This is a genomic window from Corallococcus exercitus (assembly GCF_003611585.1).
Taxonomy (GTDB): Bacteria; Myxococcota; Myxococcia; order Myxococcales; family Myxococcaceae; genus Corallococcus; species Corallococcus exercitus.
Genome location: NZ_RAVW01000255.1, coordinates 1 through 13,669, shown reverse-complemented (window position 1 = coordinate 13,669; position 13,669 = coordinate 1). Strand labels below are relative to the sequence as shown.

General features: G+C 71.3%; 11 protein-coding genes. 4 read left to right on the top strand and 7 right to left on the bottom strand.

Annotated elements, in window-relative coordinates:
- Positions 1–56 precede the first annotated feature (56 nt).
- Genes trpA through aroF form a run of 6 tightly spaced genes read right to left on the bottom strand, consistent with a single transcriptional unit; the run spans position 57 to position 5,551 of the window.
- Positions 57–848 (bottom strand): tryptophan synthase subunit alpha, encoded by a 792-nt coding sequence (gene trpA, locus D7W79_RS27005; protein WP_120528274.1) that lies wholly within the window; start codon positions 846–848, stop codon positions 57–59.
- Positions 845–2,050 carry a tryptophan synthase subunit beta gene (gene trpB / locus D7W79_RS27000; RefSeq protein ID WP_120528273.1) on the bottom strand — a complete coding sequence of 402 codons (1,206 nt, stop codon included), beginning with the start codon at positions 2,048–2,050 and terminating at the stop codon, positions 845–847. The genes trpA and trpB overlap by 4 nt, the downstream gene beginning before the upstream one ends.
- Positions 2,051–2,061: 11 nt before the next feature.
- A complete protein-coding gene (locus D7W79_RS26995; protein ID WP_120528272.1) occupies positions 2,062–2,694 on the bottom strand; it encodes a phosphoribosylanthranilate isomerase in 633 nt (210 codons plus the stop codon).
- Complete coding sequence (locus tag D7W79_RS26990) at positions 2,691–3,509, bottom strand: indole-3-glycerol phosphate synthase TrpC (RefSeq protein WP_120528271.1); 819 nt, start codon at positions 3,507–3,509, stop codon at positions 2,691–2,693. The genes D7W79_RS26995 and D7W79_RS26990 overlap by 4 nt, the downstream gene beginning before the upstream one ends.
- Positions 3,506–4,522, bottom strand: a complete 1,017-nt coding sequence (gene trpD, locus D7W79_RS26985; RefSeq protein ID WP_120528270.1) for an anthranilate phosphoribosyltransferase — start codon at positions 4,520–4,522, stop codon at positions 3,506–3,508. Before trpD ends, D7W79_RS26990 begins: the two co-directional genes overlap by 4 nt.
- A 3-nt stretch (positions 4,523–4,525) precedes the next feature.
- Positions 4,526–5,551: a 3-deoxy-7-phosphoheptulonate synthase gene (gene aroF, locus D7W79_RS26980; protein ID WP_120528269.1), complete on the bottom strand. Its 1,026-nt coding sequence runs from the start codon at positions 5,549–5,551 to the stop codon at positions 4,526–4,528.
- Between the two features lie 189 nt (positions 5,552–5,740).
- Between aroF and D7W79_RS26975 the strand changes: the two genes are divergently transcribed.
- From D7W79_RS26975 to D7W79_RS26960, 4 genes are all read left to right on the top strand, one after another.
- Positions 5,741–6,991: an NAD(P)/FAD-dependent oxidoreductase gene (locus D7W79_RS26975; protein ID WP_171436156.1), complete on the top strand. Its 1,251-nt coding sequence runs from the start codon at positions 5,741–5,743 to the stop codon at positions 6,989–6,991.
- A 203-nt stretch (positions 6,992–7,194) separates the two neighbouring features.
- On the top strand, positions 7,195–9,660 hold the full coding sequence (locus D7W79_RS26970; RefSeq protein WP_158617049.1) for a S8 family peptidase: 2,466 nt from the start codon (positions 7,195–7,197) through the stop codon (positions 9,658–9,660).
- 87 nt (positions 9,661–9,747) lie between these two features.
- Complete coding sequence (locus D7W79_RS26965) at positions 9,748–10,401, top strand: CPBP family intramembrane glutamic endopeptidase (RefSeq protein ID WP_244221986.1); 654 nt, start codon at positions 9,748–9,750, stop codon at positions 10,399–10,401.
- A 24-nt stretch (positions 10,402–10,425) separates the two neighbouring features.
- The gene (locus tag D7W79_RS26960; RefSeq protein ID WP_120528266.1) at positions 10,426–11,448 is read left to right on the top strand and encodes a 2-dehydropantoate 2-reductase; all 1,023 of its coding nucleotides are present in this window, start codon (positions 10,426–10,428) and stop codon (positions 11,446–11,448) included.
- Positions 11,449–11,575: 127 nt separating this feature from the next.
- On the opposite strand, the gene htpG is transcribed toward D7W79_RS26960, so the two are convergent.
- On the bottom strand, positions 11,576–13,570 hold the full coding sequence (htpG, locus tag D7W79_RS26955) for a molecular chaperone HtpG (protein ID WP_120528275.1): 1,995 nt from the start codon (positions 13,568–13,570) through the stop codon (positions 11,576–11,578).
- Positions 13,571–13,669: the final 99 nt, after the last annotated feature.

Genomic DNA, 13,669 nt, shown 5'->3' with positions numbered 1-13,669 from the left:
GGGTGTGCATGTCCGGTCTCCGGGCGCCGGGAAGGTCCCGGCGCGCGGAGTGGACCTTAGCGCTTCAGGCCGCGCTTGATGTCCGCGCAAAGCTGCTTCGCCGCGGCCGGGCCGTCCGAATGGGCGGCCTTCACCAGGGCGCTGCCCACCACGACGCCGTCCGCGTGGGCCACCAGCGGCCGGGCCGTCTCCGCGTTGGAGATGCCGAAGCCCGCCACCACCGGCACGGACGCGGCGCGCTTCACCAGGTCCAGCCGCTGCGACAGGTCCGGGGGCAGCTCCGCGCGCATGCCGGTGACGCCCGCCACGGACACGCAATACACGAAGCCCCGCGCGTCCTTCGCGATGGCCTCCGCGCGCGCGGGCGGCGTCGTGGGCGCGCACAGGGGCACCAGGTCCACGCCCTCCTTGTCGAACGCGGCGCGGATGCCCGCGCTCTCCTCGGGCGGCAGGTCCGGGAGGATGGTGCCCGCGATGCCCCGCTCTCGCGCGAGCTTCGCGTAGCGCTCCTCGCCCATGGCCATCACCACGTTGACGTACGTCATGATGACCAGCGGCGTCTCCGGACAGCGGCGGCGCACCTCCGGCACCACTTCATCCAGCACACGGCGCAGCGTGGCGCCGGCCTTCAGCGCCCGCTCCGACGCGGCCTGGATGACGGGGCCGTCCGCGATGGGGTCGCTGAACGCGACGCCAATCTCCAGCACGTCCGCGCCGCCCTCCACCATCGCGGCGAACACGTCCACGGACCGGGGCAGGTCCGGGTCGCCCGCCATCGCGTACGCCACCAGCGCGCCCTCTCCCCGGGCCTTGGCCCGGGCGAACGCCTTGCCCAGCTCCGCGCTCATGACTTCACCCCCGTCGCCGGCGGCACGCCGCGCGCCGAGATGGTCGCCACGTCCTTGTCGCCCCGGCCCGAGCAGTTGATGACCAGCTGCTTGCCCTTGCCCAGGTCGCGGGCCAGCGCGCGCGCCGCCGCGAACGCGTGCGACGTCTCCAGCGCGGGGAGGATGCCCTCCGTGCGCGCCACTTCGTAGAAGGCCGCGAGCGCCTCGTCGTCCGTCGCGGTGCGCACCTCCATGCGGCCCGTCTTCGCCAGGTGCGCCAGCTCCGGCCCCACGCCCGGGTAGTCCAGGCCGGCGGAGATGCTGTGCGCCTCTTGAATCTGGCCGTGCTCGTCCTGGAGCACCAGCGAGCGCGAGCCGTGCAGCACGCCCTCCGTGCCCAGCGTCAGCGACGCGCCGTGCTGGCCGGAGTCCAGGCCGTGGCCCGCCGCCTCCACGCCCACGAGCCGCACCTGCGTGTCCGGGATGAACGGGTGCAGCGCGCCGATGGCGTTCGAGCCGCCGCCCACGCACGCGATGATGGCGTCCGGCAGCCGGCCCATGGTGGCCAGCGTCTGGGCGCGAATCTCGCGGCCGATGACGGATTGGAAGTCGCGCACGATGGTGGGGTAGGGGTGCGGGCCCGCCGCGCTGCCGATGACGTAGTAGGTGTCTTGCACCTGCGACACCCAGACGCGCATGGCTTCATTCATCGCGTCCTTGAGCGTGCGCGAGCCCGACTCCACCGGCCGCACCACCGCGCCCAGCGCGCGCATGCGGAAGACGTTGAGCGCCTGGCGCTCCACGTCCAGCGCGCCCATGAACACCTCGCAGGGCAGGCCGAAGAGGGCGCACGCGGTGGCGGTGGCCACGCCGTGCTGGCCCGCGCCCGTCTCCGCGATGATGCGCTTCTTGCCCATGCGCCGGGCGAGCAGCACCTGGCCCACGGTGTTGTTGATTTTGTGCGCGCCCGTGTGCGCCAGGTCCTCGCGCTTGAGCCACACCTGCGCGCCGCCCCAGGCCTCCGTGAGGCGGTGTGCGGGCGTCAGCGTGGTGGGCCGGCCCACGTACTCGCGGAGCACGCGCGTCACCTCTTCGCCGAAGGACGCGTCCTGCTGCGCCTTCGCGTAGGCCTCTTCCAGCTCCAGCAGCGCCGGGACCAGGGTCTCCGGCACATAGCGTCCGCCGTAACGGCCGAAGCGGCCCACGGCAGTGTCCGTCGTCATGGCATGACTCCTCAGGGGTTGAGGGACCGGACCGTGCGCACGAAGGCGCGCACCGCGTCCAGGTCCTTGATGCCAGGGGCCGACTCCACCCCGCTGGCCACGTCCACACCGTAGGGCCGGGTGGCCCTCACGGCCTCGGCTACGTTCGAAGGCTTGAGGCCGCCCGCCACCAGCACGGGCAGGCCGCAGTCCGCCAGCTGCTTCACCAGCGACCAGTCGAAGGTGACGCCGCCGCCGCCGTAGCCCGGGGCCGCGCCGTCCAGGAGCAGCCCCGCCACGTCGCCCACGCCTACGTAGCCGCGGGCCTTCGCCACGTCGTCGGGCCCGCGCACGCGCAGCGCCTTGATGACGGGCACGCCGTAGCCGGAGCAGGCCTCCGGGGGCTCGTCGCCGTGGAGCTGCACGGCGGTGAGGCCGCACTCGCGCACGCGCACGCGGATGTCCTCTGGCGTCGCGTTGACGAACACGCCCACCATGGCGGCCAGCGGGGGCCGCGTGCGCGCGAGCGTCACCGCCGTGGACAGGTCCACGAAGCGGGGCGAGCCCGGATGGAAGTTGAGTCCCATCGCGTCCGCGCCCGCCGCCCAGACGCCCTTCGCGTCCGCGACGCGCGTCACGCCGCAGACCTTCACGAGGACGTTCATGTCCCGCCGCCTTCCAGCCCGAGCAGCCGGCGCAGGGCGCGGCCCGGGTCGGCGTCGCGCAGCAGGGACTCGCCCACGAGCACCGCGTTGGCGCCCGCGTCGCGCGCGGCGGTGAGGTCCGCCAGGTGCTTGAGGCCGCTCTCCGCCACCAGCGCGGTGGACCGGGAGCGCAGCACGGGCATCACCCGGAGCGCCGTGCCGGTGTCCGTCTTCAGCGTGGCGAGGTTGCGGTTGTTGAGGCCGATGATGCTCGCGCCCGCGGCGAGCGCGCGTTCGGCGTGCGCCTCCGTGTGGGCTTCCACGAGCGCGGCCACGCGCACCTGCTTCGCGGCGGCGATCATCTCCCGGAGCTCCGCGTCCGTCAGCGCGTCCGCGATGAGCAGCACCGCGTCCGCGCCCCAGGCGGCGCTTTCTTCCACTTCGCTGGCGGCGACGAGGAAGTCCTTGCGCAGGACGGGGATGGAGACGGCGGCCCGGACCGCGACGAGGTCCTCCAGGCTGCCGCCGAAGTCCGGCCCGTCGGTGAGCACGCTGATGGCGCAGGCGCCCGCTGCTTCGTAGGAACGGGCCACCGCGACCACATCGGTGTGAGGAAATGCGCCGCCCGAAGGGCTCTTGCGCTTCACCTCCGCGATGACGTTGACCGGATGTCCGGGCACGCGCCGGACCAGCGCCTGGGCGAAGTCCCGCGTGGGGGGATGCGCGCCATGCGTGGGCGGAGGACGGGTCCCCAGCTCCCGGCGCTTGCGCGCCATGATGACGTCCAGCGTGCCGGGCGCGTCCACTGGCTTCGCGGCCGAAGAGGGGGTCGTCATGCCGCGGCCTTCTGGATGAGCGCCGCGAGCTTGCGTTCGGCGGCCCCGGAGTCGATGGCGTGCTCGGCCCGCTTCACGCCTTCCTTCAGGGTGTCCACCATCCCCACGATGAGCAGCGCGGCGGCCGCGTTGAGCAGCACCGCCGTGCGCACGCCGTCGCGCTCTCCCGCGAGCAGTGCTCGCAGGCGCTTCGCGTTCTCCTCCGCGTCGCCTCCCGCGATGGACTCGCGCGGCACCGTGGACAGGCCCGCGTCCTCCGGCGTCACCGTGAACCGGCGCACGGTTCCGTCCGCGCACAGCTCCGCGACCTCCGTGGGCGCGCACGGAGAAATCTCATCCAGCCCGTCGTGCCCGTGCACCACCCAGGCGCGCCGGCTGCCCAGCCGCCCCAGCACGCGCGCCGTCTGCTCCACGCGCTGCCGGTCGAACGTGCCCAGGAGCTGGTAGCGCGCTCCCGCCGGGTTCGTCAGCGGCCCCAGCAGGTTGAACACGCTGTGGAAGCCCAGGTCCCTGCGCGCCTGCGCCACGTGCCTCAAGGCACTGTGGTGCGAGGGCGCGAAGAGGAAGCCCACCCCGTGCTCGTCGATGTCGCGCGCCACCTGCGCGTGCGCCCGCTCCATGGACACGCCCAGCGCCGCCAGCACGTCCGCGCTGCCGCAGCGGCTGGAGACCGCGCGGTTGCCGTGCTTGGCCACCGTCGCCCCCGCCCCGGCGGCCACGAAGGCCACCGCGGTGGAGATGTTGAAGGTGTGTGCTCCATCACCCCCCGTGCCGCAGGTGTCGAGCACCACCTCCGCGTGGGGAGCAATCTTCGCCGCGCAGGCCCGCATGGCCTCCGCCGCGCCGAGGATTTCGTCCTCGGTCTCTCCCTTCATGCGCAGCGCGGCCGCCAGCGCACCGACCTGCGCGGCGGATGCCTCGCCCGCGAGCATCTGGCCCATGACAGAGGCCATCTCCTCGCGGGAGAGGTCGCGCCGGCCCACCACCTTGCCCAGCGCTTCCTTGAGCGTCATGGCCTATCCCAGCCGGACCATTTCGCGTCCCATCGCGGCGGCGATGGCACGCACCTCGCCCATGGCCTTCTCGAACTCGGAGAAGTCCAGCGACTGGAAGCCGTCCGACTTCGCGCGCGGCGGATCCGGGTGGACCTCCACGATGAGGCCGTCCGCGCCGGCGGCGACCGCGGCCCGCATCATCGCGGGGACGGCCTTGCGCACGCCGATGCCGTGCGAGGGGTCCACGAACACGGGCAGGTGCGTCAGCGCCTTGAGCATGGGCACCGCGTTCAGGTCCAGCGTGTTGCGCGTCATGTTCTCGAACGTGCGGATGCCGCGCTCGCAGAGGATGACCTGGGTGTTGCCGCGCGCGACGATGTACTCGGCCGCCATCAGGAGCTCCTTGATGGTGGCGCTGATGCCGCGCTTGAGCAGCACGGGCTTGCGCGTCTCGCCCACCGCCTCCAGCAGGCTGAAGTTCTGCATGTTGCGCGCGCCCACCTGGAGGATGTCGGTGTGGTCCGCGACGGCGGCCAGCGTCGCCGTGTCCTTCACCTCCGTCGTCACCAGGAGGCCCGTCTCCTTGCGCGCCTCCGCCAGCAGCGCCAGGCCGTCGCCCTTGAGGCCCTGGAACTCATAGGGGCTGGTGCGGGGCTTGAACGCGCCGCCGCGCAGCATGGTGGCGCCCGCCTTCTTCACCGCCTGGGCGGTGGAGATGATCTGCTCGCGCGACTCCACGGAGCAGGGGCCCGCGATGACGTGGATGGCGGCGCCGCCGAGCGTGAGGTCGCCCACGCGCACCTGGCTGTCCTCCTGCTTCACCTCGCGGCTGACCAGCTTGAACGGCTGGGAGATGGGGATGGCGTCCGCGACACCCGGGAGCACGCGGAAGGGCTCCGGCTCCACCGCGCCGGGGTTGCCCGTGATGCCGATGGCGGTGCGAGAGCCCCCTGGAATCGCGTGCGGATGCCAGCCACGGCGGCGGATCTCATCGTTCACTCGCTCGATGTCCTGGGCCGTCGCGTCTGGGCGCATCACGATCAACATGGGGGACTCCTGCTCTTTCTCTCCAAAGGCCACACCGGCGGATGCCGGAGTGGGCGTGCCTGGGGGCATCGGGCACACGGGAAACGTTTGCCTAAACTGTCGGATGCCCGCAACCGAACCAGAGTCTTGCTTGCACGTCCTGGTGTTATCAAGCCAGCTTCCGCACGCTCGCTGGACGGGAGGCGGACCATGGCGAAGCGGCCCGGGGTCATCGTCGTGGGAGGAGGGCTCGCGGGCCTGGCGTGCGCGACGGCGCTGCTCGAAGCACGGGTGGATGCGCACGTACTGGAAGCAGGGGACGCACCAGGCGGAAGGGTGCGCACCGACTCGTACGAAGGGTTCCTGCTGGACCGGGGCTTCCAGGTGTACCTCACCGCCTACCCCGAGGGACGGCGCGTGCTGGACCTCAAGGCCCTGTCGCTCCAGCGCTTCATCCCAGGCGCGAAGGTGTGGCGGGGTGGGCGGCTGCACACGCTGGCGGACCCGCTGCGGCAGCCTGTCACGGCGGTGTCACATCTGTTCGATGCGCCGGGAGGGCTGGCGGACAAGCTGCGCGTGCTGGAGCTGCGGCAGCTCTCCACGTCCGGCGAGCTGGGGGACTTGTGGCAGCGGCCGCAGCAGGAGTCGCGGCACCTGCTGCGCGACCTGGGCTTCTCCGAGGAGATGCTCGAGGCCTTCTTCACGCCCTTCTTTGGCGGCATCTTCCTGGAGCGCGGGCTGACCACGTCCAGCCGGATGCTGGAGTTCGTGTTCCGGATGTTCGCGAAGGGCCACGCGGCCGTGCCGGCGAAGGGGATGGGCGCCATCCCCGAACAGCTGTCGGCGAAGCTGCCGTCGGCCGCGCTGCGGATGCGCGTGCGCGTGGAGGAGGTGTGGGGCCACCGCGTGCGCCTGCCGGGCGGGGAGATGCTGCACGCGGACGCCGTCGTGGTGGCGACGGATCCAGGCACCGCGGCGTCGCTGCTCGTGGGCATGCCGGCGCCCCGGATGAACCGCGTGACGTGCCTGTACTTCGCCGCGCCGGAGCCGCCGGTGGAAGGCCCCTGGCTCACGCTCAACGGCGAGGGGCGCGGGCCGGTGAACAACGTGGCGGTGATGAGCGAGGTGTCCGCCGCGTACGCGCCCCCAGGCCAGGCGCTGGTGTCCGTGTCGGTGGTGGACGACGCGGGCAGCGCGGACTCACTGGAGGCACGCGTGCGCGCGCAGCTCACGGAGTGGTTCGGCCCGGCGGTGTCCGCGTGGCGGCACCTGCGCACGTACGCCATCCCGGAGGCCCTGCCCGCGCAGCCTCCGTCCGCGCTGGTGGAGCCGCACCGGCCCGTGCGGCTGGCCGCGGGGCTCTACGTGTGTGGAGACCACCGCGAGAACGCGTCCATCGACGGGGCGCTCGCGTCGGGGCGCCGCGCGGCGGAAGCGGTGCTGCTCGACCTGGGGCGTTGAGGCTTCCGGGACGTGTCCCGAGGCGGACCTCCGCCACGTGCTCGCTGTGGCTCGCGAAGCATCGCGTTGCCTCCCAGACAACACGTCGGGTGCGGGCGGAAGCGCGAAGGGGGTGACCGGCCAGCCGGGCTCCTGCCTCCTGGACGTGCTGCCCGCAGGGGACCTAGGGTCGGACGCACACTCGTTCTCCAAGGAATATGTTCATGCTCCGCCGCCTTGCCCTCCTGGGGTTGCTCGGTCTCGTGGCCTGTCCCGGCGACAACGGTAACGATGATGACGACGACACCACCTCCACCAAGGGGACCGTCTCGGGCACCCTGCAGCCGTTCCAGGCAGGCTCCGCCGCCGCGAACGCCGGGTCGTCGTTGGATGCGTTCTTCTCCCTGCCGGGCGCGAAGGACCTGTCCCGGAAGGTCTCCACCGCACTGGCCTCGAAAGGCGTGTGGCGCACGGGCATCCCGTCCAAGCCGCTGACGCACGAGGCGTCGCTGCTGCCCGGGGAGATCATCGTCCACTTCGACACGCCCAACCTGTCCGCGGAGGAGGCCGTCGCGCAGGCGCGCATCGCGGGCTACCACGTCGTGCACCAGGCCTTCCTGAGCGACACGCAGCACCTGCTGCGCTACGAGGTCAGCCAGCCGCAGGCGATGTCCGGCGGCACGCCCACCGTGCGCGCCCTCACCCAGGCGGAGCATGTGCGCGTGCTTTCCCAGGTGCAGGCCGTGCCGGGCGTGCAGAACGCGGAGAGCAACGTGCGGGTGCACGCGCTGGCCGTGCCCAATGATCCGCTCTACTCGCGGCAGTGGCACTACAAGAACATGAACCTGCCGGCGGCCTGGGACCTGGGCACGGGCAGCGAGTCCATCGTCGTGGCGGTGGTGGACACCGGCATCACGGCGCACCCGGACCTGAACTCGCGCGTGCTGCAGGGCGTGGACCTCATCTCCAGCAGCGCCAACGCGGGCGACGGTGACGGCGTGGACGCCGACCCGACGGACAACGGCAAGGACCTGCCCAACGGCGGATCGTCGTACCACGGCACGCACGTGGCGGGGACCATCGGCGCGGCGTCCAACAACGGCGTGGGCGTGGCGGGCGTCACCTGGTCCGGGCGGAACATCCTGCCGGTGCGCGTGCTGGGCACGCAGGGCGGCTCGCTGGCGGACATCATCGCGGGCGTCACCTGGGCCAGCGGCGGCAGCGTCACCGGCGTGCGGGCGAACACCACGCCCGCACGGGTCATCAACATGAGCCTGGGCGGCAACGGTTCTCCGTCCGCGGAGATGCAGACCGCCATCAACGCGGCCACCCAGCGCGGCGCCATCCTGGTGGTGGCCGCGGGCAACGAGAACGCGAACACCTCCACCAGCTTCCCCTGCAACCAGCAGAACGTCATCTGCGTGGGCGCGGTGCGCTTCAACGGCAAGCGCGCCAGCTACTCCAACTTCGGCACGCAGGTGGACATCATGGCCACCGGCGGCCAGACGAGCGAGGACCGCAACGGCGACGGCTTCCCGGACGGCGTGCTGTCCACGCTGCCCAACAGCAGCAACCAGCCCTCCTATGACTGGTACCAGGGCACCAGCATGGCCACCCCGCACGTGGCGGGCATCGTGGCGCTGATGCTGGCGCAGGACCCCACCCTCACGGTGACGGAGGTGGAGGGCATCCTGCGGGACACCGCGGACACGACCAGCCAGTGCTCCGAGGGCTGCGGCGCGGGCCTGGTGGACGCGTACGCCGCCGTGCTGCGCGCCAAGGGCGGTGGGGACCCGACGCTGCCCCCGAAGCTGGCCATCACCACCACGCAGCTGTCCTTCACCGGCACGACGTCGCAGGCGCTGACGGTGCGCAACAACGGGGGTGGCACGCTGCAGGTGAGCGTGACCGTCTCCGGCACCCACGCCTCCGCAGTGTCCGTGTCCAGCACGTCGCTGTCCATCCCCGCGTACAAGTCCGGGTCGCTGAACGTGAGCGTCAACCCGGGCTCGCTGCCGGCGGGCAGCTACGTGGCGCAGCTGGACCTCACCGGCGCGTCCGGCGCGGGCAACGCGCAGGTGCTGGTGAAGTTCCGCGTGGGCGCCACCGATGAGAAGGACGCGTACATCGCGTTCGCGTACCTGGACGCCGCGGGCGAGGTGCAGATCGACGACGACGGCATCGCCCCGGTGCCCGCGTCCGGTGGGTACAACTACAGCATGAAGATGACGCCCCGGGACTACCTGGTGCTGGCGTCCATCGACGACACTGGCGATGGCAAGTACTTCGACGACGGCGACCGCGTGGGCTTCTGGCGTGACACCACCCAGGTGGAGACCGTGACGGTCGCCAAGGGCAAGACGACCAGCGGCATCAGCTTCACGCTGGTGCCCTACCAGTCGGACGACGACCACACGCCGACGACGACCATCGGCGGGGCCTGCACCACCAACGGCTCGTGCGGCACCGGCGCCCTGTGCCTCACCGGCACCAGCTTCCCGGGGGGCTACTGCACCCAGGATTGCGTGACGGACAGCTGCCCGTCGGGTTCGGCCTGCTACAGCAGCGACCAGGGCGCCAGCGCCTACTGCTTCGTGTCCTGCACGCCGTCCGCGAGCCCCCAGGGGACGTGCCGCACGGGCTACCGGTGCGTCAGCGACGGCGCGGGCAGCGGCGCGTGCCTCCCGTAGTGACGTGACGGTCCTCCTTGCCGCCGGCGGTGCACGCGTGAACGTGCCCGCCGGCGTCCATCGCGCCGGGGTACGCTGCCGCGCGCGATGAACGCTTCTCCCGTGGGACCGCCATTGGCTGGTGACGCGGCCCTGCCTGTCTGGCGGGCCGCGGCCGCTGGCGGCGTGCTGGCCTGGACGGCGCTGGTGCACGTGCATCCGCCGCGCTTCTTCGCCGTCGCCTCCGTCTTCTGCGCCGTCTGGCTCGCGGTGACGTGGCGAGCGATGGGCCCCTGGCGGAGGCCGCCTCCCTCCCTGTCGCTTCCGGATGCCGCATGGGCTGGCGCCCAGGCGGGGGTGTTGTACGCGGGCGCGCGGGCCTTCCTGTGGGCCTTCTGCGGCGGCTTCACCGACGCGCTCTGCGCGCCGCTGCACTCCATCTACGCGACGTTCGGCACGGGGTCGCTGGGGACGGCGCTGGCGCTGGTGCTGCTGCTCGTTCCCGCGGAGGAGCTGTTCTGGCGCGGGTGGGTGCAGGGCGCGCTGCGTCCCCGGCTGGGGCGGTGGGGCGCGGTCGCCGGGTCGGCGGTGCTGTCGAGTCTGGTGCTCCTGGGCTTCGGTGAGCCGTTGCTGGCGCTGGCCGCGCTGCCCACGTCGCTCGCCTGGGGCGCGCTGGCGGAGTGGCGCCGGACGCCCCTGGCGTCATGGGTAAGTCATGCGCTGTGGGACGTGCTCATCGTCGTCGTGTGGCCCGCGACATGAGCGTGCGTGCCACAATGCGCGCCCATGGCTTCGTCTCCTGAGATCTGCGTCTTCGGCGCGGGCAGCATCGGCTGTTACGTGGGTGGGCGGCTCGCCGCGACGGGCACGGCGGTGCGCTTCATTGGCCGTGAGCGGGTGGTGTCGGAGGTGCGCGCGCACGGCCTGCATCTGACGGACTGGCAGGGCGCGGACTTGAAGGTGCCCGTGGCGGACGTGCGCATCGACACGGGGCCGGAGGCGCTGGCCACGGCGGACCTGGTGCTCGTGACGGTGAAGTCCGCGGCGACGGAGGAGGCGGGGCAGACGCTCGCGCCGAGGCTCAAGCCCGGTGCCATCGTCGTCAGTTTCCAGAACGGGCTGCACAACGCGGAGGTGCTGCGAGGCCTGCTGCCCGGCCGCACGGTGCTCACGGGCATGGTGCCCTTCAACGTCGCCGCGCAGGGGAAGGGCCATTTCCACGCGGGTTCGGAGGGCACGCTGGAGGTGGCGCGGCACGCGGCGCTCGCGCCGTTCGTGGAGGCCTTCGTTCGCGCGGGGCTGCCGCTGAAGCAGCACGCGGACATCGTCGCGGTGCAGTGGGCGAAGCTGCTGTTCAACCTCAACAACGCGCTCAATGCGCTGGCGGACCTGCCGTTGAAGGAGGAGCTGTCGCAGCGTGCGTGGCGTCGGTGCCTGGCGCTCGCGCAAGGCGAGGCGCTGGCGGTGCTGGGACGTGCCGGGGTGAAACCCGCGAAGCTGACGCCGCTGCCGCCGGGATGGATTCCCATGCTGCTGGGCGCACCGGACGCGGTGTTCGGCGTGCTGGCGAAGAAGATGCTGGCCATCGACCCCAAGGCGCGCTCGTCCATGTGGGACGACCTGCACGCGGGGCGCAAGACGGAGGTGGACTACCTCAACGGCGAGGTCATCCGTCTGGGCCAGCAGCACGGCGTGTCCACGCCGGTGAACTCACGGCTCGTGGAGCTCATCCGCGAGGCGGAAGGGGGCAACCGTCGCGCGTGGACGGGCGAAGCGCTGCTAGAGGACCTGGAGAACGCGAAGGGGTAGCAATCGCGTCCCACCTCCTGCTCGATGCCGTCCCAACCAGTCCGACTGTCGGGCAGGTTCGTGAGGGGCGCCTCGCAAAGGCCTGGCGTGGCGGGTTCATTGCTCCCGCCACGCCGTGCGCCACTGATCAGCTGGACTGCGTCTGCGTCTGCGCCGTGGTGGCCGCGGGCGGCGGCACCTGGGCGGCGGCCGGAGCGCCGTTGCCCACGGAGCCTCCGGCGTTCGCGGCCACCTGCGTGAGCAGCGCCGTCATGCGGCGGGCGAAGCGGTTCGGGTCGCTCAGCGGGCTGCCTTCCGTGAGCAGCGCCTGGTCGTGGAGCAATTCAATCCACTCGCCCACCTGCGGCGCGGCCGGGTCGCGCGCGATGAGGCCGCGCAGGTGCTCGATGACGGGGTGCTTGGGGTTGACCTCCAGGATGCGCTTGATGCGCGGCATCCCCTTGCCGCGCTCCTTGAGCAGGCGCTCCAGGTAGGCCGGCGTTCCGCCCTCCGACACGACGAGGCACACCGGCGAGTCCGTGAGCCGGTCCGACACGCGCACCTCGCGCACGTCCTCCTTCAGCACGTCCTTCATCTTGTCCGTCAGGCCCTTGAGCCCCTCGGACTGCTGCTCCTTCGCCTTCTTCTCCTCCTCCGTGGACTGGAGCTTCAGGTCCGCGTTGAGCGCGGAGACCAGCGGCTTGCCCTGGAACTCGCGCAGGCCCTGCGCGGCCCACTCGTCCACCGGGTCCGTCATGAAGAGCACCTCGTAGCCGCGCTGCTTCAGCGCCTCCAGGTGCGGGCTGTCCGCCACCGCCTTCCGGCTCTCGCCGTAGACGTAATAGATGGCCTCCTGGCCCTCCTTCATCCGGCCCACGTAGTCCGCCAGCGACGTGAGGCCCTCCTCGCGCGAGGACTCGTAGCGCACCAGCGCGCCCAGCTTCTCGCGGTACTCCGTCTCCAGCGTCAGGCCTTCCTTCACCACCGTGCCGAAGGACTCCCAGAACGCGCGGTAGTCGTCCGGCTTGTCCTTGGCCAGCTTCTCCAGCAGGTCCAGCGACTTCTTCACCACGTGCTTGCGGATGGCGCGCACCACCGCCGAGTCCTGCAACATCTCACGCGACACGTTGAGCGGCAGGTCGTCCGAGTCGATGACGCCGCGCACGAAGCGCAGCCACTGCGGCACCAGGTCCTCGCAGCGGTCCATGATGAACACGCGCTTGACGAACAGCCGCACGCCGCGCTGCTGCTGCGAGTTCAAATCGAACGGCGGGTGCTTGGGCACGAAGAGCAGGCCGGTGAACTGCTGCGTGCCGTCCGCCTTGAAGTGCGTCCACGCCAGCGGCTTGTCGAAGTCGTGCGTCAGGTGCTTGTAGAACTCCTGGTACTGCTCGTCCGTGATTTCGCTCTTCGGGCGCTGCCAGAGGGCGCTGGCCTTGTTCACCACCTCCAGCGCGGTCTCCGTGGCCTGCGTGTCCCCGCTGCCCACGTGCTTCGTCACCTGGAGCTTGATGGGGTGGCCCACGTAGTCCGAGTACTGGGTGATGAGCTGCTTCAGCTTCCACTCGTCCAGGAACTCCTTCTGGTCCGCCTTCAGGTGCAGCGTGATGGCGGTGCCGCGCGCGGCCCGCTCCGCCGGCTCCACCGTGAACGTGCCGTGCGCCTCCGACGCCCACTTCCACGCGGTCGTCTCACCCGCGGCGCGGCTCACCACCTCCACCCGGTCCGCCACGAGGTACGCGCTGTAGAAGCCCACGCCGAACTGGCCGATGAGCTGCATGTCCTTCTGGCCCTTCTGCGCCAGCGCCTGGAGGAACTCACGCGAACCCGAGTGCGCGATGGTGCCCAGGTTCTTCACCAGCTCGTCGTGCGTCATGCCGATGCCGGTGTCCTCGATGGTGAGGGTGCCCTTGTCGGCGTCGGGGACGATGCGAAGCTCCAGCGCGGGCTCGTCCTTGAGCAGCTCCGGCTCCGTGATGGAGCGGAAGCGCAGCTTGTCCAGCGCGTCGGAGGCGTTGGACACCAGCTCGCGCAGGAAGATCTCCTGGTGACTGTAGAGCGAGTTGATGACCAGGCTCAGCAGCTGCTGGATCTCCGCCTGGAATGAATGGGTTTCCCGCTGGGGGTGGGTCTCTGTGGACATGAAGGCCTCCGGGCGCTGACGGAGCGCACCAATGCCCTTCCCCATAACCATGCCCGTCGACTTGTCGAGAAGAGAGAATCCGCCCCCACCCATTGCTGG